Raw genomic sequence first — 20,800 nt, 5'->3', positions numbered from 1 at the left:
ATACAATGGCACTTCATCAGGACTGACGAGAACAACGTGGAAGGGTCCTCATGCCGACCGATCTCATATCCTTGTCCATCATCGCGCTCGTCGCGGCGGCATGCCCCATCGCCGCCAAGCTCATCCCCAACAAACTGATCCCCGAAACGGTGTTCCTGCTTATAGCGGGCGCGCTGCTGGGCCCCTACATGGCAGGAGCAATCCAGCCGACCGACTCCGTGGACCTGCTGGCCGACCTGGGACTTGCGTTTCTGTTTTTGCTTGCCGGCTACGAGATCAACCCCAAGAGCCTGACGGGCTCGCAAGGCAAGCGAGGGCTGGTCACCTGGTTCGTATCGTTCGGCGTCGCGTTTTTGGTCATGCGATTCATCCCCGGATTCTCCGGCAATCGCTTCGAAGTCATCGCCATGGCCATCGCCCTGACCACGACCGCGCTCGGCACGCTCATGCCCATCCTAAAAGAGCGCGAGCTGACGGGCACGCGCGTAGGCGAGTCCATCCTGACGTACGGCACCTGGGGAGAGCTGTGCCCCGTGCTGGCGATGGCGCTTCTTCTCTCGTCGCGCGCCGAATGGAAAACCGTGCTGATCCTTGCCGGCTTCGTTGCGCTGTGCGTAGCGGTGGCCGTGGTTCCCGCGAAGGCGAAGAAAACCGGGCATCGGCTGTTTCGGTTCCTGACCGCCAACGCCGACACCACCTCGCAAACCATGATGCGCGTGACCGTGCTGCTGCTGGTCGGCCTCATCACGCTTTCGGCGGTGTTTCACCTGGACATCGTGCTGGGAGCGTTCGCGGCGGGATTCGTGCTTCGCTACGTCATTCCCGAGGGCGACCACAGCCTGGAAACGAAGCTCGACGGCGTTGCCTACGGATTCCTCATTCCCGTGTTCTTCGTGGTCTCCGGCGCCAAGATCGACCTGATGGCCGTATTCGCGCAGCCGATGCTCCTGATCGGGTTCATCGCCATGCTGCTGCTGATCCGCGCGGTTCCCATATTCGTTGCGCTATCCACCGGCAAAGACACGCGCGACGTGTCCTCGCACAACCGTCTGACCGTGGCGCTGTACTGCACCACGGCGCTGCCCATCATCGTCGCGGTCACGTCGGTGGCCGTAAGCGCGCAGGCCATGACGCAGGAAACGGCCAGCGTGCTGGTGGCCGCAGGGGCCGTGACGGTGTTCCTCATGCCGCTGCTCGCCTCCGTCACGTACCGCGTAGCCGACGCGCGACCCCTGGAAGCCGTCAAGGAGATCCGCGAGAACCCACGCGACATCGGCAGCATCCTGCGCGAGCACGTGGAGCTGGAACGCCTGCTGGCACGCCAAGAAGCAGCCGCACGCCTTGCCTCGAAGCAGCGCCGCCTTGAGGGACAGGACGCCCGCTGGGAGGACCTTGCCTTCCGCCTGCAGCGCTCTTCGGCCAGAAAGCGCCTGCTCGACGAAGCGCTCGACCTTGCCGCCCAGGAGATCGCCGCGAAGCGCGCAGCGGCAAGCAGCGAGGAGCTTCCCGCGCCCGCGGCGGCCGAGAAGCCCGCGCCCTCCCCTGCCGCAACGCGCGAGGGCGAAAACCTTACAGCCGAGGACTATCGCGCTCGTCGCCGCGAAGAGCGTCGCAGGCGCTTGGCGCAACGCGCCGTGCGCGAGTACCATCGCCGGCTTGACGAGATCGGGCGCGCGGCCGAGCGCATGGGCGCCACGCCGGAAGAAGCCCTCCGCATCATCGAGGATCTGGAACGTCGCGAAGACGAGGACGCGGGTCAGCCTGCAAACCGCGAGCGCTAGCGCACTGGCTCGCCGATCAGCCTGTTAGTCGGCATCTTCGCCTGGGAAGAACACCGCAAGCTTGCTGGACTTCGCATGCCGCGTTGCCAGGGAGCCCGCGATCATGCATGCCCCCGCAACCGCGATGCCGATGACAATCTGGTGCAGGTCGGCAACCTTGAAGCCCAAGGCCATCGAGGCGCAGTACGCCAGCGTCCCGCCTGCCATGGACAGAAGCGCCCCCGTCTTATTGGCGCGCTTCCAGAACAGGCCGCAGACGAGCACCCAGAAAAACGCCGTCTCCAGACCGCCGAACGCGAACATGTTGATCTTCCAGATCAGATCGGGCGGCGTGACGGCCAAGACGAAAGCGAGCACGCCGACGCCCAACGTCACCGCCTGGCTCGAAACCGCCACGCGCCTGTCGGCGGGGCGCTTTCCCGTTTTCTCGCAATGCCGCAGGTACACGTCTTTCACGATAGCCGAGGAGGACGAGATCAAAAGCGACGAAACCGTCGAGATCGATGCGGCGATGGGCCCGATGATGGCCACGCCGGCCAAAACGGGCGGCAACGTGCCCACGATGGATAGCGGGATGATATTGTCCACGCTCCCGCCGTACGCGGCAAGATCGTCCGTGAGGACGCCGGCCGCCAGCACGCCCAGCGACGTGACCCCGATCATCATGGCGCCGATGATGACGGTTCCCATGATCATGGCTCGATGCAACGACTTCGTATCCCTGTAGCCCATGGTGCGAACCACCGACTGCGGCAGCACGAACGTGAACACGCCCACGAGCAGCCACTGGGTCAGGTACAGCCCCGTCGGCATGTTGCCGCCCGAAAACGGCTCCAACATAGCCGGATGGTTTGCGGCGATGGAGGCCATGATGGCTTCGTAGCCGCCGCCTGCCTCGAGGATTCCCGCCGCCAGCACGCCCATGCCCACCAGCATGGCGATGCCGCACAGCGCATCGGTCACGGCTACTCCTCGAAACCCGCCGATCGTGGTGAACAGGATGACCGCCGCGCCGAACAGGAACAGGCCCGTCATGTACGAATAGCCCGTCACCGCCTCGAACAGCTTGGCCCCGCCCACGAACTGCGCGACCATCGTAGCGACGAAGAACACCACGATGATGAGCGCCGACAGGTTGGCGAGCAGGTCGGACCCGTACCGCGCGCGTATCACATCGACCACGGTGACGGCGTCCAGCTTGCGCGAGACGAGCGCCATCTTCTTGCCCATGATCCCGTACAAAAGCACGAGCGCCGTCACCTGCACCACGGCCATGTACACCCAGCCGAAGCCGATCGACCACGCCTGACCGGGACCGCCCACGAACGAGCTTACTGACCCGTAGGTGGCGATGGTGGTCATCGCCAGCACGAATCCGCCCAGGCCGCGGTTGCCGATGAAGTACTCCTTCACGAAGCCGCCGCCGGTCGATGCGGCTTGCGCGCGTCGGCGCACGAGCAGGCTCGCGCCCAGCGCGAACAGCAGAAACAGCACCAACGGTGCGAGCGCGATCAAGCTATCCACGATCGGACGCCCCTTCCCCTTCGTCGTCCAGGTCGAAATCGACGAATACGCGCTTGCCCAGCACCACGGCCGCGACGATGGCCGCCGCCCACGTTCCCAAGGTTCCTCCGATTATCCAAATCGGCGTATGAAGCACTTCGATGTCGCTTCCGGACAACCCGAATCCGCAGATCAGCCATACCGCCACGATGAACGCGAGCGCCACCAGCGTAGCTTTCGCCTCGCGGTTTGCCTGCTTCATCTTGTCGCGATACGTCACGATCGGTTCTTTTCCCAAGGAGTTCTCCCCTCTAAAAACACGCAGAGGTGCGCGCGAGACAAAGGGACGTCCCGCGCGCACCTCCTTACTTCCGCTTACGCGAACAACGCGGCTCTACAGCGCAGCTTCGCGAATCTTCTCGACCAGCTGCTCGACCGGCCAGGAGCCCAAGTCGCCCTCGTGACGGTCGCGGACCGACACGGTGCCCTCCTCGATCTCCTTGTCGCCCATGACCACCATGTACGGGATCTTCTGGCTCTGCGCCTTGGCGATCTTCACGCGCATGGGCTCGTTCTGGTCGTACACCTCCACGCGACCGCCTGCCGCCTTGAGCTTTTTGGCCAGGTCGGCAGCCGCATCCTTATGACGGTCGGCGATGGGCAGCACGACCACCTGCACGGGAGCCAGCCACAGCGGCAGCGCGCCGGCGTAGTGCTCGATCAGGATGCCCAGGAAGCGCTCGATGGAGCCGAAGATGGCGCGGTGGAGCATCCAGGGACGCTCTTCGGTGTTGTCCTCGGTGCGATAGGTCAGGCCGAAACGCTCCGGCATGTTGAAGTCGACCTGCACGGTGGAGCACTGCCAAGTACGGCCGATGGCGTCTTTCACCTTGATGTCGATCTTGGGACCGTAGAACGCACCGTCGCCCTCGTTGATGTCGTACGCCAAGCCGTGGCGCGCGCATGCTTCCTTGAGCGCGTTGGTGGCGTGCTCCCACATGTCGTCGGTGCCGATGCTCTTTTCGGGGCGCGTGGAAATCTCGGCCTCGTAGGCGAACCCGAACGTGGACATGATGTGGTCCACGATGTCGAGGATGGCCACCACCTCATCCACCACCTGGTCGCGCGTGCAGAACACGTGCGCGTCGTCCTGGGTGAAGCCGCGGGCGCGCAGAAGGCCGTGCACCACGCCGCTCATCTCGTGGCGGTACACAGTGCCGAATTCGAAGTAGCGCAGAGGCAGGTCACGGTAGGAATGAAGCTCGTTTTTGTACAGCATGACGTGGCCCGGGCAGTTCATGGGCTTCACGGCGTACTCGGTCAAACGCGGGTCTTCCTCGGTTCCCTCGTTAATGTTGAAGAAGTACATGTTCTCTTTGTAGAAGCCGTAATGGCCGCTGGTCTTCCACACGTCGGCGTTGTACACGTGCGGGGTGATGACCTCTTCGTAGCCGCGGTCGTACAGATCGCGGCGCAGCCATTCCTGCATGGTGCGGATGACGCGCGCGCCCTTGGGCAGGTACATGGGCAGGCCCACGCCCGCCAAGGGATCCATGGTGTAGATGCCCAGCTCGCGGCCCAGTTTACGATGGTCGCGCTTCTCGGCCTCCTCCAGGTTGTGCAGGTGCTCTTCAAGCTCGGCCTTCTTGAAGAACGCGGTGCCGTAGATGCGCGTGAGCATTTCGCGCTCGGCGTCGCCGCGCCAGTAGGCGCCGGCCAGCTTGGTCAGCTTGAACGCGCCCACCTTGCCGGTGGAGGGCAGGTGCGGGCCGCGGCACAGGTCGGTGAAGCTGCCGATGGTGTAGGTGGTGATGGTCTCGTCCTCGGGCAGCTCGGCGATGAGCTCCAGCTTGAACGCCTGGCCGGCGAACAGCTCCTCAGCTTCGGCGCGCGTAACTTCGCGGCGCTCGAAGGGTTCATCGGCCTTCACGATTTCGGCCATGCGCGCCTCGATCGCGGCGAAGTCGTCGGGCGACAGCGCGCGGTCGAGTTTGATGTCGTAGTAGAAGCCGTCCTCGATGGCCGGTCCTACGCCGAATTGCACGTCGCCGTACAGGTCGACGAGCGCGGCGGCCATGACGTGCGCGGTCGAGTGGCGCAGAAGCTCCAGGGCCTCGGGGCTTTTGGCGGTCACGATGGACACCTGCGCGCCGTCGGTCACGGGGGCGCTCAGATCGACGGCCTTGCCGTCGACGACGCCGCCGAGCGCGGCTTTTGCCAGGCCGGCGCCGATGGACGCGGCCACGTCGGCAACGGTAGCGCCTTCGGCCAACTCTTTAACGGAGCCGTCGGGTAGTACGATGTTCATAGCAGTTCCTTTCCTGTGCCGGGTGCGCACAAAGCACCTGCACGATCGGTTCCCGGCGGGCGCGCCTTTCGCACCCTGCCGTTGGGACGAAACAACGAAGCCGCCCCTGGTTCGAGGCGGCTTCGATGAACGCGAAGAATATTATTGCATGCCCTGCTCGGGATGAGCGGGACGTGCCTGCCTCGACTGTTGGGGCGCCGCCTGCTGCGGCTGCTGCGTTCGCGCGGGGCGCTGCTGCGGAGCGCGACGAGCGCGAGGGCCGCCGGACACCGGCGTGGCGCAGTAGGGACACACGGTCCAGGTGGGATCGAGAGCATGGTTGCAGGTGCCGCACAGGTTCTTCAGACGCTGGTGGCAGTTCGGGCACAGCACGAAGTCGGCCTCTACCGGATAGCCGCAGTTCGCGCATTCGCCGTACTTCATGAGCTCGCGCTGCTTGAGAGCGATTTCGAGCTCTTGCTCGTCACGGTCGATTTGCAGCAGCGGCGGGCGAAGCAGGCAGTACGCGATAACGCCCAAAAGAGGAATGAGCGCCACGATAGCCCACACGTACCAGTACGATCCGCGCAGGTACGCGTCGCGAACTACCCAGACGATAGAGAGTACGTACAGGATGACGAGCAGCACCACGACCACGGTGAAAGCGGCCTGCAGCTCGGGCGTCCACAGCTGGGACAGCAGTTCGTTCATGTCAACCTCGTTTTCTTGTATCAGCTTAACGCCAGCGATCGTGCGCGTGTTCCCCCATGGAAAGCGCACGCTCATCGCACGGTACAAGCACCCGAAACGCCCGATACATGCACACGACCAGTCATTATAGCAAAGATGTCAAAAAGCGAGCAGTTGTGGAGTTAATTTCCGCAAGCCGAGGGGTCGAGGGCTGGGTTGGGAGCTGTGGGCTGGGAGCCGATTCGCGAGGCGGCCATCCGGGCGAGCGACGATGACGAGCGCGCGATCGGAACGGCGACGCCCCAGGTGCGGCTCGAGTTCAGCCGAGAGCGCTGGATTCGAGCGAGAAGCGCACTGGATGCGCGTTGGATCCGCGCTAGATTCTCGCTAGATCCGTGCAAGGTCCGCGCTGGGCCCGCGCTGGAACCGCGAGAAATCGCAGATGACCCGCGCTGGACGCACGTCATCTGCGCGCTAGGTCGAGGCGCTATCATAAAGGGACGGATCACCAGGCGGCAAGGCTCCGCGCCCCTTTCCACCCATGCCCCCGACGAAGGAAAAAACGGGAGGAGGTGGACGCCATGACCGATTTGGCTTTGTTCGCGGCTGCGCTGCAGCTGCTTTCCAGCGTTATCGTGCTTGTTGCGGTAATAGTGGAGCGGCTCCCAATCCGAAAGGACAGGGAGCCGTAAACAAAAAAGCCAAACCGCCGAAGCGATCCGAGAGCCGTGGGGAGTAAGCGCTCCCTGCGGCTCGCAACGTAGTATACGCGAAAAGCAAACGCCGGTTCAAGCGTCAAGCGGGCGAATCAACGATATCGCCTCGAGAGACCCCACGAAGCGTAAAACGAATCCGGAAAGATTCCCGGATTTAACGCTCGTCGGGAACGTACTCCATAATGTCGCCCGGCTGCACGTCGAAGCGTTCGCAAATGCGAAGAATCGTGTCCGTGGTGACAGACTCGCCTTTGGAGAGCTTGGCGATGGTGACGGTGGACAACCCGACTTCTTCTCGAAGGTCGGTTCTCTTGTAGCCGCGACATTCGAGCATGTCGAACAACTTGAAATACTGGATAGACGCCATGAATTCCTCCTACCTGATCAGGGTATCAGAATTCACTTTCCAGACTGCGAGAAAACTTCGTCCGTAGCTTTACCTCACATGCACACTCCTCTATAATATTTGAATATTCAACTATTATAGAGGAGCCGGGAACCATGTACAAGACAGCACCCGCAATTGAAACAAAGCTGGAAGCCCTCGACGAGCTCGCCGATGTCAGCATGACCCTTAACGGCCTGGCATCCCTCTCTCTTTCGCTCGCGAACAGCGGCATGCACGAGCCCGACGCCATACGGTTGGTTTCTTATCTGCTGGGCTACTGCGCGCTCACGACCGAGACCGCGCTAAAGAACTTGGACACTTAGCAGAAAACACGTGGCGCACCGCCACCATCGAGACAGCTCGCGCAAAGCACAACAATGGAGAGAAACACGGCTGCTTACGACAAAAAAGCACAACGCGTTCCATAAAAATCAGGAATATTTCTTCAGATCAGCCCAACTCAGCTGAAAATCAATCCTTCGGTAAGGTTCTATAAATAAACGTGCGCACTTGATCACAAATCCTCTCTTCAAAGAGAAATTCCCAAAAGCGATCCAAGATATACGCAATAGCCGAAATCCATTAACGCGCCGATTGATCGAAATGCTCTTATCGGCCGAAGAACATGAAAATCAGCAACGGATCAAAACGTTCGCTCATACATCACAAGGGCAAGTCCGGAAGAACTCACAAGCGACAAAGTGCGACTCCCGAGAGCCGCCGTTCAATGGATATCGAAACAGCGCTAGCCAACAGCAAGAACAATCGGTGATCTAGACGTCTTTAGTTCAGGCATTGCACGCACAAGAAGCACGATGTGGGCAGTACGGCCGGAATGTTTCTTCGGTTCTGCCACCTTTCTCGCATACGAATCAAGCAAATTGAGATCTTCGTCCTATTGATTATTTTCAAGGATTAGTCGCGTCGTCTCGGGTGCGGCCACATCGCCCATCCGGCATGGGATCTCATCCATTTTCGAATTGCTTGCGCTTACATCTTCGGCAACGTCGATTTCCTCATATTCACCTCATCAGTCAACAAAGCCGCAATGTTATGATCTGTCCTATCCATGGCGACGTTCATACGAGCCCCTCCGAGTCGGGTACACAGACCGCGCTCAATATTGCAAATGCAGGTTGATGAAGGGACGAAATGCGACGCTTGCGTCAATGACGCACGGTTCGGGTATCCTGCTTGGAGTACACCGTCACATTAGGCGGAACGTCATGCGATACAATCGTCCCTGCACCCACGATAGCGTTGTCCCCGATCGTTACCCCCTTCAACACGACGACGTTCGCACCGAGCCAGACGTTGCTGCCGATGGTCACCGGCTTCGTTTCCATTCCTTGTTTCTTGTAAGCGATATCGGAGCGGTCATGGCCGTGATCGAAATCGAACACCTGCACGTTCGGCCCGAAAAGACAGTCGTCTCCAATCTCTATATGCTCATGAGCGATTATCTTGCAGCCGTAATTGAAGAACGCACCTCTCCCAAGATGCATTCGCCCATGTGGACCAAGCCGGCAGAAAAACGGATTGCGAAAACTGATCGGACCCCCGACATCGAGTCTCGATCCGTAACGACTTCGAAGAAATGCCATCTTCACCAACCGGTACAGCTTGCATACAAGCCTTTCTACGAACTCCATCATGCGCCGCTCCTGTTCTTAAACACGCAGATATCGATGCATCTCGAACACCCGATACACGCTGCGGCATCGACGACCGGATAATCGAAGCCCTCTTCATCGGGCTCCAGCGCGATGGCGCCTTGCGGGCACGCGAATGCGCAGGCGCTGCAGCCGCAGCATTCGCTGCGCCGCGCGTACAGCTCCGGCAACCTGCCGCGACGCTTCGCATCCACCGTTTCGAGGTTTCTAAACCGCGTGGACCGATGAGGGTGATAGCCGAAAGACGTATCGAGCCTCGTGCCGTCGCGGTACGCGTATTGGTCGTTGTCCGGCAAGCACCACGATCCCCGAAGATCGACGCTCTTTGCTGAAAACAATCCCATGTGCACTCCGATCTCCTAAAGACGATGCAAGAGCCGTTTGACGCGTGCTCCCGCGAACCAAGCCCGCGTCGGCAGGAACCGAAACCGCTTCATCATGCCGTCGTACCCGTCCGAGCAAAGCGACTCCCATACGAGCTCCCTCGGTTGGGCGCACGATGAAGGACGCGACAGCATCGGATTGCCGGGAAGCGCCTCTTCCAAGGAAGATATGCACGCGTCGATCTCGCAACGCTTCGTGGCGTCAAAGCCCATCGGGGTGTTGGCGAGAACGAGCGAGACCCCCAAATCGTCTGAGAATGCCGCGATCCCCGTGCGCTCGATGCCCCAGAAGTCAGCGATGGTCACATCGGAAGAACGATTCGAGGTCGTGTAGGGGCATGCGTAACAGGAAGGTCGAAGCATTCTGTTTCCGTAAAACAGCCTTTTCCAGGACTCGACCATGCGACTCCCCTGTTGAACGTTTCCATCATCGCACGTCACAGCCTCACAATGCCTCCATCCGCGATTCTTGGGCCGGTGGTTGTACGCAACCACCTTGCGACCCAACCGTCGCTCGAGAAACCGGAGATGCGCGGCGAACAGGCCGGGGGACGGCACGCCATGGCAGATAAGGTCAGCAGTCAACAGCCCCTCCCCCATCTCGCCGCACGCGTGGCGCACGGCGTCAACCTGGCAAGGCGTGCCCGTGAAAAGGACCGGCCGACTCGAGGAGAGATCAGCGCTCACCAGGGCAATCGTCGAACCCATATCGCTCTGGGAATACTTCGATCCCATGCAGCGTTCGCATTCCTCCAGCGTCTCGCACCGAACATGACAGGCTTTGAGATCGTCGTCGAACGCGCATCCGTAGACAACGCCTCCTCGACCAATCATGTAATCGGCGAGCGCATAGAACATACCTCCCGACGAGCTTTTCGCCCGCACTTCGTCTGAGCGATGTTTCGCCGCGAACACCAGCGGAAAATCCTCGTCTCGCACATGATCAAGATCGATAATCGCATCCATTCCTATGCCCTCCTCTCCTTCGAACCCCTTTCGCCCGCCCCTGCTCCGAAGAACAGGAAGCACCGCATCCTTAAGCGACCGTCTCGCCCCAAGGACGCCAACGCTCTCGCAAGCCGCGCCAAACCCATCCTCCACCAGCGCTTCCCAAAACCCATCATGCAAACGGGATGCTTGAGGCGGGTGGCAGAGCATAGGCTGTTCTGGGTTCGCACAAAGGGAGGGCGAGCTGTCCACAAGATTCAACGAATGCGAAGCCCCCTTTAGGAAGCGAAGACCGTTCGCGGTGTTCGCGAAAAGGCAAGACACGCCTCTATCGTCAGCGATGCCCGGATGAGCTCTTTCGACCCCCCAGTAATCGCCCATCGACAGATCGCCGGGACGAACGACCGAGTGGTACGCGCATTCCAAGCAGCTCGGTCGCAGCATCATCTTGTTCCAGACACGCTTCCAGGCTCTTGTTCGCACGGTCGCCTCCTCGAACGACCCATCGTCGTACACCGCCCGTTCCTCGTATAGACCCCTAGGGGTGTGCCCGCGATGTCGATATCCGACAACGCGCTTCCCTGTGCATGCTTCGAGCCATTCCACGTAGGAACGAAAGCCCTTCGGCGACGGAACGTCTAAACAAACCAGATCGCAGGCGATCAAACCGTTCGCCTTATCGCTCATAGCATCTTCCTCAGTCTTGTCATCAAGCTTTTGAATTGCTCCCGCTCCGCGAGCCAGCAGCACGAGATGCAAACCAGCAACCCCCACGCCAGCATGGCCGCAGCCGCTATCAGCCAATCGGCCCAACTACCGCCCGAGTACCCAACCGCTATGAACGGCGCGGCTATCAACGCGCATTCCACGACGCTCACGAGCATGCGCTTTGCCGTATCGCGTATCGGGGTTTTCGTCAGCACCTTGGGTATGAACACCAGCAGATCCAGGTCGCGATACAGATTCGACAGGCAGCACCCGACCAGTATTCCCGGCATCCCGGCGACCAGACCTCCGACAACCGAACCGCTCAGCAATGTGAGCGTCTGGATGGTCGTTTGCATGCGCGTCTCTCGATACATCCCCGAAGCAACGACGAGCAATCCTTGAGGGGTTTTGAGATGGTAGAGAAACACGTTCAGAACCGCGAGAAACCCGACAGCGGGATAGACGTAGTTCAATTCCGTGATTCCCGAGGTATAAAGTCCAACAAAAGGGTTGATCAACGCGAGAGCGACGCCGCATATGAGGGCGTTGCATGTGTACGATATGGTTTGCAGCTCTTTGAACGTACGCTGAAGCGTCTCCGTCTGCCCCCGGGCGATCACGTCGCCGAACGAGGCCTGCGTACCGTTGATGAACGACATGCACACGCTTTGAATCCCATTCGCCACCAGAAGATAGATCGAAAACACGCTGACAAGGGCAAGGTCTTGCAGCACGAAGGTCGCAACGATAACCGGAGCCCCGCTTTGAACCGCACCGAGCACTTGCAGGTAAAACGCATTCCATCTTTGGTCAAGCCGGTACCCCTTGTCGTCGGCAGAGAAATCCACCTGTTTGAATTTCGATTTGGCGTACAGGGACAGGATCACCGAGCGAATAATCACCGGAGCAATGGCCACGATGTATACGATTTCCACCGAGAAGCCAAGAAAAGCAAGCACCGCAATCACGCACGCATAGAGCACCTTGTACAGAATAGTGGCTATCTGAATAACCCAGTTGCGCTGCGAGGCGGTGAGCAACACGCGATATTTCGCCAAGGTGAAAAAATCAAGTACTCCCATCGAGCCCAACGAAACCACCAGCAAGACAACTTGGATGTTGCCCATGGAGCCGCAGTCGACGAAAACGGGATACACGAAAGCGAGCACCGCGATAAGGGCCACGAATATCCAGCCTGATCGATAGTAGAACCGCTTCGCCGCCGAAACGACCACGCTCACAGCTCCGTAGTCCTTGGATGCAAGCGGCTTGTACAGCGCGAACACGGCAGCCCCCGATATGCCCGCCTCCACCAGGCTTATATACGATACGAACTGCGTCAACGAAGTGACCAGACCGTTCACGTCCGAGCCGTAGCAAGAAATCACCACGCGGGGCACGATAAAGGCGACGAGGATGTTCACCATCTGCAAGGCAAACGACCAAAAGGCATTGCCGAAGAACGATTTCGAGCGACTCAGCACGACTCGCTCCGTCCCGCATGCCCCGAGCACCGCCTGCGATACACCCACAACGACATGCCGCACGCCACCAGATAGGGAATGTACACCTGCATATCGTATAAGGGGTTGCCGGTCAGGCAGTACATGATAAAGAACGCCTGTATGGCCAACGATCCCGACAACGCCCCTTCGATAGACGCGTCCGAAGCATGGCCGCGAAACGCCTCTCTGTCTTTCGCAAGTTTCATGCTCGCGGCAAACAGCCCCACCGCAGCCGCCAGCAGCAGGCCGAAGCCGACGACGCCCTCTTCGGCAAGCACCTGCAGGTACACGTTGTGCGCATTCATCGTCTCGAATCCGCGCGCTAAAAACGACCAGCTCAGCAAGCTCGCGTTGAATGCTTGGGTGTAAGAGCCCCATCCATTGCCCAAAAGCAGGTCATCGCCCCACATGGACATGCAGAGCTCGTAAAACGGGGTTCGCCCGTTCATGGTGTCGTCTTCCATCGCGTCGGAAAACCGATCGAATACGAACAGCACATCGGGTGCGATAAAGGAAACGGCGAACAAGGCGAGAACGCCGGCGGCACCCACCACGGCAAGCTTCCCGATTCCCCCCGTACCGCGCATCGCCACGAAGGAAACCGCTATCGACGCGATGCCGAACGCCAAATGCGCGCGTTTCGCCGTGAGCAGCAGCGCGAACAGAATCAAGACGAGCAGGGCAAGGTAAGGCGCCTTTTTCTTATGTTCCATTGTGAGGGCATACGAAGCCAACGCCCCGAGGGCAAGATAGATTCCGTTCGTCGAGTAGTGAGCCGTGAACCCCGATCGATAGCCACGACCGGTGATGGTCAGCCTATCGCTAAAAAACTGCGGGTAGATAAATCGATCATACAGGTCGGGAACCATCCAGGTCGCAATCGTGACAAGCGCGTGAAATGCGGAAAACGCCGCTATCAGAACGAGTGCCGTGCGAATCCATCCGGCGTGCGGCAGCGAGACCAAAAGCACGACCGCTACGAGGGACATGCCGAACAAAGCGAACCAGGCCAACCCGCTTCCCGTGACGATATCCACGTTCTTGTTCAGCACCGCCAGAACGAAGAACCCAATGAAGGCAATGAGGGGCTTCGGAATCGAAAGCCTGCATCTCCCCCGCGCAACCCGGAAGGTCAAGCACGCGACGGCAAGGCAGATCGATAGGCACTGCACGGCCGTCGACTTCATCAAGGTCTGACAGAAAAACGGCGGGGCCAGCAGCAGAACCAACGCCAGGGTAACCGGCGCGTCACGTTGGGTTTCGGCTGTCACGAGCGAAGCATCCTTCTCAAGAAATCGAGGGATGCGCGCCGGTATTCCTCAAGACGGCCCGTCACGCGTTCGTAGTCGATGGGACCCGCAAGCGCATCCCCTGAAGACACTTGGCGGCTGCGCAGGTCGAACGCATCAAGAAGATCCTCCAACCTGCTTTCTCTCGTCTTCAGCGCGTCACTGCATTGCGCGCTCCTAAACCAGTAGAACTGCTTCTCCAACAAGATGGAGAAGCAGCTTCCGTGAAACGAATTCGTGATGATCAAATTAGCCTGCTTGATCCAGCCGAGAAATTCTTCAGGACCCGCATCCCGCACGTTCGTGACGCCGCTCAACGCGAACGCGCCGTTATGAAGCACGACCACGTCAACGCCTAGCTGGTCGGCAATGCGCCGCGCCCATTGCAAGCAATCCGCATCCACTCGCCCCAGTCCGAATACCAGAAGATACGGACGAGCATGCCGCGGGTCAATCGCCATGCGCTCCCACTCTTCCCTCGACAGCAGCATGACCGGATCGCACACAACGCACGGATCCACGCCTGCTGCGCTTCGAAGGTACGTGGCCGCACCTTGCTCTCGGACGCTCACAAAGGAAAAATCCCGAACAAGACGAGTTCCGGCAGACCGAAACGACTCGGGCCAGCTTCTGACCCCCAAACTGGCGGCATAGGATGCCTTTCGTTCCGGATCGTCGATAAAATCGAGAAAGTACGAGGTATCGCCATCGGTGATTGCAGGATTCCAAACTTGATCGCTCCCCACAATGACCAAGCGGAACCGATCGCTATACGCGCGGAGTTCGTTCTTTCGAACAGGCTCCGTCAGAACGAGACGATTTGCCCTGAAATCAGCAAATTTCGCATGCTTAACGTTGCGAAAGCGGGACCGCGCATACCAGCCTATCTTAGACTTGATCCCCTTGCCCGCAGAGTAATGAGACGCTTGTATCGCGTCACACGAATAGTTCAACAGCACTGTTTCAACGCCTGTTTTCAGCACTGCTTGCTGCAGCGCATATGACTGCAATACGGCACCGTAGTTAACCGCTTCGTGGAACGTCAGTGTTGCCACGACGCCCCGATTTGCCAGATGTTCTGTCATTGTGGCTCCTGCTCCATCCTCGGCTTATCGCTCAAAAGAAGACTTATTCGGGAACAGCCCGTCGAAAGCAGCCACAAGCGCCTCCCGCTCCGAAAGAAAAGTCTCGGCTGTCGCGACGTCGTTTATGCATACGACGGAGTACTGACCGCCGAAAACCTGCGCAAGCATATCGGCGTCAATGGACTGCTTGAAATAGCGCCTGCCGCGCAGATCGCTCGGCGCAAACGAGCCCGAGACCAACTGCCAATCGCGGATAAGCCAGGGCGTCACGTTCTCGTACGCGCGGAATTTCGTCAAGCATGTCGCGTCGAGCTCGTCATATTCCTCGCTCCACAACGTCTCGAACGTGCTCTTGAGGAAGGTCTGAACCGTATGCTGCTCGATAAATCCGGTGAACCTCGGCCACGGCAGAAGGCAGAGCGTCCTCAGCATCTTTGCACCGTATTTCGGATTGAACCATTTGAAGAAGTGATCCCGCAGCACCTTGTTTTTCCGGAAATGGCGGTTGATTACAGCAACGTTGTTCACCTCCATCAGCAACTTGTTGTGCCGATCGCGAGAAGGGGCGTTCAAGGCGGCGAAGTCGCACGGGAGGCCTCGTTTGAACAGGTCGCTCTTCGCAAGAGGGCGCAGCGCGTACACATCGTCGTTAAAGTAAACGAAGTGCTCGGCAAGCTCCGGAATACGATGGAAATTGAGCTCTATCGTATGGGAGTTGAACGTGGGGAGATACCGACTCGGGATGAAATCCTCATGTCGTACGATACGCAGGTGCGGATTGCGTTCGTCCAGCCAGGACGGAACATGCCCGTACGTGACAAAATGCACGTAGCGCACCCAGGGCATGTTCTGTTCGATCCCCCTGAACCAGTAGCACAGCGTATTCCAATCGCGAAACCGGATGGCTCCTTTCGCCCAATCATCTGCAATCGACGAATCGCTCCGCTCGTAGCGAGCGCGCTCCGCCGCCCAACCCTCATCCGATCCGTCAACCCAGGTAACGACAACGTCAACGGGAAAATCTTCGACGGGACTCACTTCTCGCTCCCCTTTGACATGTCCGTTTTTATCTGCGTCGTGGATATCTCAGGCGTTCGAGGAAGATAGACTACGTCCACGCCTTCCTCTTTCAGGAAATCGAACCGTCCCGCCCAATCGTCCCCCATGGCGAACACATCGACGTCGTAGGCATGCATATCGCGGCGCTTCTGGTCCCAGCTCGACTCCGGCACCACCTCGTCGACGTAGCCGACCGCTTCGACCATGGTCCTGCGCTGCTCATAGCTGAAATAGCAGCGTTTCTTCTTCTCGTTCCAGTTGAATTCATCGGTCGATATCGCCACGATCAAACGATCGCCCAGCGCGCGAGCACGACGAAGCAAGTTGATATGACCGTAATGTAGAAGATCGAACGTTCCGTACGTCATCACCGTTCTCTGCTTGCGCCCGTACGCCTCGCAGGTAAGCTTGCGCGTCATGAGCGCTCCGACCACGTTCTGAGGACGCGCGCATCCGCTGACGACTGCTTGCACAGCATCGACGATCGGCATGTCCACACCGTAGCGAGCGGACAGCTGCACAGCGGCAGGAAGCGCGTTCAAGCCCTCGACGACCATGCCCACCTCGGCGACCGCTTGCTCGACAGACATGCCGCCAGCAATGAGAAAGCCGGCCCGGTAATTCCTACTATGCACGCTCGAAGCGGTAACCACCAGGTCCCCCACTCCGGCCAAGCCGCTAAAGGTCTCCGCGACGCACCCCGCTGCGACGCCGAGGCGGGTCATCTCGGCGATGCCGCGCGCAATGAGCGCAGCACGCGAGTTATCCCCGTACCCCAAACCCGCAGCCATACCGGATGCCAGTGCAACCACGTTCTTGAGCGCCCCGCAAAGCTCGACCCCTTTGACATCCGAACCGGCATAGACGCGAAAGACCTCGTTGGAAAATGCCTTTTGCACGCGAAGCGCAGCTGCGCGATGGGCGCTCGCCGCGACAATAGCCGACGGCATGTCGCGTGCAACCTCCTCGGCGTGCGTAGGGCCGGAGAAGGCGACAAGCGCATTGCACGGAGAGCCCGCCTTCGTCAACTCATCCTCGATCACTGCGGTCATAGAGAAGAGGGTATCCGCCTCTATTCCCTTCGTCGCGCAGACGATGATCTGAGTGGGGTCCGCCACGCGGGCAATCGTCTTCGCGATGCCCCGAACGAATTGAGACGCCGTCGCGCACACGATGACCGTCGCCTCTTTGCAGGCACGCTCGAGATCGTCCGTGAATCGCACGCTCTCGGGTATGCGCACACCGGAAAGCTGGGGCAGCGACCGTTCACGGTCCAACTGCACCGACTTCTTCTCGTTTTCGGACCACACCTCAACCTCGTGTCCTTGCAAAGCCATGAGCCGGGCAAGCGCGATACCCCAGGTTCCGCTTCCTACCACGCATACGCGCTCCACGCTTCTCGCTCCCTGCGCCATCTTAGCCGACAACACTCACTCCATCCTCTTCGTCACCGTTGCCACCGAACACCGGATGCTTGACCACTTGCACGTTATGGACAGCCCGATGCCCTTCCGAAGGGGGAGCCATGTAGTCACCGTACGTTGCAGAAAGCACCGAATCGTAGTCACGCGGCCCCATGAGCACCGCAGATTCGAATTCGTATTCGACAAGATCCTCAAGAGAAGCTCGAGGCCACGTTTGACGTTCTCCGGAGTACGTTCCCACACCGCAGAAGCACGCCTCGCCCTCAGCGCACCGGTAGTGCCTGAGAGCAGCGTCGTATTTCTTCAAGCGCTCACCAACATCCATCCAACTGCCAAAATGGGTGATCGAGCAGAATTCGATGATGGCCTGCTGCCACCACGACCGCCCAGGCCTTGATCGGTTGACCGTCTCCTCGAAAGAGGCGAAGGCGCACATCGCCTTATGCCACAGGATGCGGAGGTACTGAAGGCCGCGACCGAAACGCCCGTCGGGAATGCCGTCGAGGACGAAAATGTCCAGCCAGATGGCAAGATCGTTCCGCTCGCCATACGAATCGAGCCGCATGAGGGTGCGGTTGTCCACGATTCGCGTCACATAGCGTCGCGTATTTCCCAACGAAAAGTGCTGAATCTCGTAATAATCGGGCAATTCGTCAGGAGCGATTCGAAGGAAGCGATCGAGGTCATCGCGAAACATGAGCACATCGATATCGTCGTCCCACGGTATGAACCCTTTGTGCCGCACCGCCCCGATCAGCGATCCGAAAGCAAGGCTGTAGCGCAGATCGTGCTTGCGGCATATCGCGTCAAGGCAAACGGCCATCTCCAACACCGTTCCCTGCACGATGGCCAAAGCGCCGCCCTCACACGCCCGCTCGAACGCGGGAGAATTTCGTTCCCCAGACAAGGCTACCTTCCCGTCTTCTCGGTAATCGATTTGAAGGTGCCGATGAAAATGGCCGCATCCAACTTCAAACTCGCATGTCGCACGTAGTACAGCTCCGCTTCCTGACGACTGCCATCGTCCCAAACGGCATCATTTCGATCCGTTATCTGCCACCACCCCGTGATTCCCTGAGGACAGGACAACGCGAGCATCTTGTCTTCCCCGTACCACGCAATTTCTTCCATCGAGACAGGACGGGGTCCGATGATGCTCATATGGCCCAGCAGCACGTTGATGAATTGGGGGATCTCGTCAAGGCTGGTCTTGCGCAGGAACGCTCCCACCTTCGTGATGCGGGGATCGTTCTCGACCTTGCGCTCTTTGCGCCATTGCTCCAACTGATTGCCGTCGAGATATTTTTCGACATCGTCGCTATCGCCCACCATGGTGCGAAGCTTCAATATGTTGAGCGTCCGACCGTACTGCCCGACGCGCTTCTGCACGTACACCGGATTTGCATGGGCTGAGACCGCTGCCGCCGCCAGAACCATCAGGACAAGAGGCCAGAGCAGCACGAGAAAGGCCACGACCACCAGGCTCACCGCGACATCAACCAAGCGCTTGACGCATCGATACCCCACTGATCGCGCGTCCTTCTCACGACACGCCTGTTCGAATTCGGCGCTGCCCACTTCGAACTCATGCTTGTTGACGAACGCTACGCGCTGTTCCGTACCGGAAAGAACGGCTCCATCTGCAGCGAATCCTACTTCGTCCGGGTCAAGCGAGCATTCGTCCGAAAGCGTAGCGCCATCCATAATGCGACCCAAGCGGTCAGCACCCCCCCCCCGTCGGACGATTTCGCTCATGCGGACTTCCTCACAATCTCAAGTCCCACGCTGGCGGGAACGGTACGACCGAACAGCGTCACGTCGATGTAGGCACGGCGCTTGTGGCGGTCGATCTTGCGAATGTCGCCTTCAAAGCCCATGAGCGGACCGCGCGTGACGGTAATCTTGTCTCCTGCGATATAGCCCTCGCTCATGCGCACCACATGAGCGCCGTCCATGAACGACAGGAACCAATCACGCTCTTTGTCTGTCAGCGGAAAGAACGAGTTCTCCTCATTGCCCAGCAACTTAATAGGCATGGGAACGCCCAGCAGGTCCTTATGCAGCTCATCCACATCGCCAGTCACGAAAAACAGGTACCCCGGGAACAGCAAGCGCTTCACCAGGCGCCACTCCCCGCGTATCTTCCACAGCACCTCGTACTCGGGCATGAAGCAATCCTCCATGGCGGATGGGCGCACCAGTTTTTTGCACATCTCAAGCGTCGACGACTCGCGTCCTGCTTGCACTTGCGCCACGTACCACATGCTGCTCCCCTTTCCCGCCACGCTCGCACCGAATTTCGCCAAAAGAAAAGAGGATGAATAGCTGCGCACTGTCGACTTTCGACGATCGACCGAAAAGGCCCGTGCAGCTATTCATCCTCTTTTCGATCAGCGAAACGCGCTTAGCGACGATTGCGCCATCAAAAGATATGTACGCATCCTTCCAGATGCTTTGGTTGTTGCTTATATACAACAACTATTTCGAAAGTAAATGGGCATCAATTGCCCATCGCTCTCCTTACGTTTCGTACAATGTTGTATATAGTCCGTTGTTATCTATACAACACCCACGATACGCTGCGATAATGCGAAATACTCTTCAAATAAAAGTCGGGTTACGGATCAAGGACCTTCGCGCTGCCTGCGATGTCAGCCAAGAGCGATTTGCCAATAAAATAGGCATGGATCGCACGTACCTGGCATCGATAGAAGTTGGTCAGCGCAATGTCACCTTGCAAAACCTTGCGAAGATCGCAAACGGCTTCGATATGACTCTATCTGAGTTCTTCGAAGGCATTCCCCAGATCGATCCAAACGGATAGCCAAGGTAGCCCTCAAATCAATGTTCGCTTATCACCGTTAAGATTATAGCGACTTGTTGTATAAATACAACAAGCAGGTAACGAAAAACGTTAAATGTTAGACGAGCGGCATATAGGCATATAACGACCCGCTCCAAAGCACCTACGCCGGACAACGAAAGATCGCGGTCTGACCCCCCCCCCGGAGGGCTCCGTCGGAGCGGCAGCGCAACCGCCGCGCTGGATCCCCGCTGGATGCATGCAAGCTCCACGTTGGATCCGTGCTAGATTCTCGCTAGATCCATGCAAGGCCCGCGCTAGATCCATGCAAGATCCGCGCCGGAACCGCGAAGAAACGCGCGAGCTCCGCGCTGGACGCACGTCATCTGCACGCTAGGCCGGGACGTTATCATAGAGGGACGGATCACCAGGCGGCGAGGCTCCACGCCCCTTTCCACCCATGCCCCCGACGAAGGGAAAAACGGGAGGAGGTGGACGCCATGACCGATTTGGCTTTGATTACGGCGGCCGTCGAGCTGATCTCCAGCGTTATCGCGC

General features: G+C 59.0%; 19 protein-coding genes and 1 pseudogene. 3 read left to right on the top strand and 17 right to left on the bottom strand.

Features of this window, described 5'->3' with window-relative positions; translation table 11 throughout:
* Positions 1-50 precede the first annotated feature (50 nt).
* Complete coding sequence (locus ACMNI9_RS02885; RefSeq protein ID WP_418830781.1) at positions 51-1,781, top strand: cation:proton antiporter; 1,731 nt, start codon at positions 51-53, stop codon at positions 1,779-1,781.
* 24 nt (positions 1,782-1,805) lie between these two features.
* Here the strand turns inward: ACMNI9_RS02885 and panF are convergent, their stop codons facing one another.
* The 5 genes from panF to ACMNI9_RS02860 form a co-directional block, all read right to left on the bottom strand.
* On the bottom strand, positions 1,806-3,305 hold the full coding sequence (gene panF / locus ACMNI9_RS02880; protein ID WP_418830780.1) for a sodium/pantothenate symporter: 1,500 nt from the start codon (positions 3,303-3,305) through the stop codon (positions 1,806-1,808).
* The gene (locus ACMNI9_RS02875) at positions 3,298-3,582 is read right to left on the bottom strand and encodes a YhdT family protein (protein ID WP_418830779.1); all 285 of its coding nucleotides are present in this window, start codon (positions 3,580-3,582) and stop codon (positions 3,298-3,300) included. The genes panF and ACMNI9_RS02875 overlap by 8 nt, the downstream gene beginning before the upstream one ends.
* Before the next feature lie 96 nt (positions 3,583-3,678).
* Positions 3,679-5,592 (bottom strand): threonine--tRNA ligase, encoded by a 1,914-nt coding sequence (gene thrS, locus ACMNI9_RS02870; RefSeq protein WP_216529755.1) that lies wholly within the window; start codon positions 5,590-5,592, stop codon positions 3,679-3,681.
* Between the two features lie 141 nt (positions 5,593-5,733).
* A complete protein-coding gene (locus ACMNI9_RS02865; RefSeq protein WP_114566982.1) occupies positions 5,734-6,282 on the bottom strand; it encodes a zinc ribbon domain-containing protein in 549 nt (182 codons plus the stop codon).
* Positions 6,283-7,131: 849 nt separating this feature from the next.
* Entirely contained in the window at positions 7,132-7,344 is a 213-nt protein-coding gene (locus ACMNI9_RS02860) for a helix-turn-helix domain-containing protein (protein WP_114566983.1), read from the bottom strand.
* 134 nt (positions 7,345-7,478) lie between these two features.
* Between ACMNI9_RS02860 and ACMNI9_RS02855 the strand changes: the two genes are divergently transcribed.
* A complete protein-coding gene (locus tag ACMNI9_RS02855; protein WP_114566984.1) occupies positions 7,479-7,688 on the top strand; it encodes a hypothetical protein in 210 nt (69 codons plus the stop codon).
* Between the two features lie 843 nt (positions 7,689-8,531).
* On the opposite strand, the gene ACMNI9_RS02850 is transcribed toward ACMNI9_RS02855, so the two are convergent.
* The 12 genes and pseudogenes from ACMNI9_RS02850 to loaP all read right to left on the bottom strand — a co-directional run bounded on the left by ACMNI9_RS02850 (position 8,532) and on the right by loaP (position 19,703).
* A complete protein-coding gene (locus ACMNI9_RS02850) occupies positions 8,532-9,020 on the bottom strand; it encodes an acyltransferase (protein ID WP_114566985.1) in 489 nt (162 codons plus the stop codon).
* Complete coding sequence (locus ACMNI9_RS02845) at positions 9,017-9,382, bottom strand: NADH-quinone oxidoreductase subunit I (RefSeq protein WP_114566986.1); 366 nt, start codon at positions 9,380-9,382, stop codon at positions 9,017-9,019. Before ACMNI9_RS02845 ends, ACMNI9_RS02850 begins: the two co-directional genes overlap by 4 nt.
* Before the next feature lie 15 nt (positions 9,383-9,397).
* Positions 9,398-10,387 (bottom strand): Coenzyme F420 hydrogenase/dehydrogenase, beta subunit C-terminal domain, encoded by a 990-nt coding sequence (locus tag ACMNI9_RS02840; protein WP_258552633.1) that lies wholly within the window; start codon positions 10,385-10,387, stop codon positions 9,398-9,400.
* Between the two features lie 303 nt (positions 10,388-10,690).
* Positions 10,691-11,056: pseudogene (locus ACMNI9_RS02835) on the bottom strand (Coenzyme F420 hydrogenase/dehydrogenase, beta subunit C-terminal domain); the annotation flags it as partial.
* Entirely contained in the window at positions 11,053-12,561 is a 1,509-nt protein-coding gene (locus ACMNI9_RS02830; RefSeq protein ID WP_114566988.1) for a hypothetical protein, read from the bottom strand. The pseudogene ACMNI9_RS02835 and the gene ACMNI9_RS02830, both read right to left, overlap by 4 nt.
* Positions 12,555-13,853 carry an O-antigen ligase family protein gene (locus ACMNI9_RS02825; protein WP_418830778.1) on the bottom strand — a complete coding sequence of 433 codons (1,299 nt, stop codon included), beginning with the start codon at positions 13,851-13,853 and terminating at the stop codon, positions 12,555-12,557. The genes ACMNI9_RS02830 and ACMNI9_RS02825 overlap by 7 nt, the downstream gene beginning before the upstream one ends.
* On the bottom strand, positions 13,850-14,956 hold the full coding sequence (locus tag ACMNI9_RS02820) for a polysaccharide pyruvyl transferase family protein (protein WP_114566990.1): 1,107 nt from the start codon (positions 14,954-14,956) through the stop codon (positions 13,850-13,852). Before ACMNI9_RS02820 ends, ACMNI9_RS02825 begins: the two co-directional genes overlap by 4 nt.
* 24 nt (positions 14,957-14,980) lie before the next feature.
* Complete coding sequence (locus tag ACMNI9_RS02815) at positions 14,981-15,994, bottom strand: stealth family protein (RefSeq protein WP_114566991.1); 1,014 nt, start codon at positions 15,992-15,994, stop codon at positions 14,981-14,983.
* Positions 15,991-17,442 (bottom strand): glycerol-3-phosphate cytidylyltransferase, encoded by a 1,452-nt coding sequence (tagD, locus tag ACMNI9_RS02810; RefSeq protein WP_220149565.1) that lies wholly within the window; start codon positions 17,440-17,442, stop codon positions 15,991-15,993. Before tagD ends, ACMNI9_RS02815 begins: the two co-directional genes overlap by 4 nt.
* On the bottom strand, positions 17,432-18,346 hold the full coding sequence (locus ACMNI9_RS02805) for a LicD family protein (protein WP_147269865.1): 915 nt from the start codon (positions 18,344-18,346) through the stop codon (positions 17,432-17,434). Before ACMNI9_RS02805 ends, tagD begins: the two co-directional genes overlap by 11 nt.
* A gap of 2 nt (positions 18,347-18,348) precedes the next feature.
* A complete protein-coding gene (locus tag ACMNI9_RS02800) occupies positions 18,349-19,194 on the bottom strand; it encodes a sugar transferase (RefSeq protein ID WP_258552637.1) in 846 nt (281 codons plus the stop codon).
* Positions 19,191-19,703: an antiterminator LoaP gene (gene loaP / locus ACMNI9_RS02795; protein ID WP_114566993.1), complete on the bottom strand. Its 513-nt coding sequence runs from the start codon at positions 19,701-19,703 to the stop codon at positions 19,191-19,193. Before loaP ends, ACMNI9_RS02800 begins: the two co-directional genes overlap by 4 nt.
* Before the next feature lie 101 nt (positions 19,704-19,804).
* Between loaP and ACMNI9_RS02790 the strand changes: the two genes are divergently transcribed.
* On the top strand, positions 19,805-20,263 hold the full coding sequence (locus ACMNI9_RS02790; RefSeq protein WP_418830776.1) for a helix-turn-helix domain-containing protein: 459 nt from the start codon (positions 19,805-19,807) through the stop codon (positions 20,261-20,263).
* Positions 20,264-20,800: the final 537 nt, after the last annotated feature.

It is taken from the genome of Paraeggerthella sp. (genome assembly GCF_048427265.1).
Taxonomy (GTDB): Bacteria; Actinomycetota; Coriobacteriia; order Coriobacteriales; family Eggerthellaceae; genus Paraeggerthella; species Paraeggerthella hominis.
This window is presented reverse-complemented; position numbering and strand designations above follow the sequence as displayed.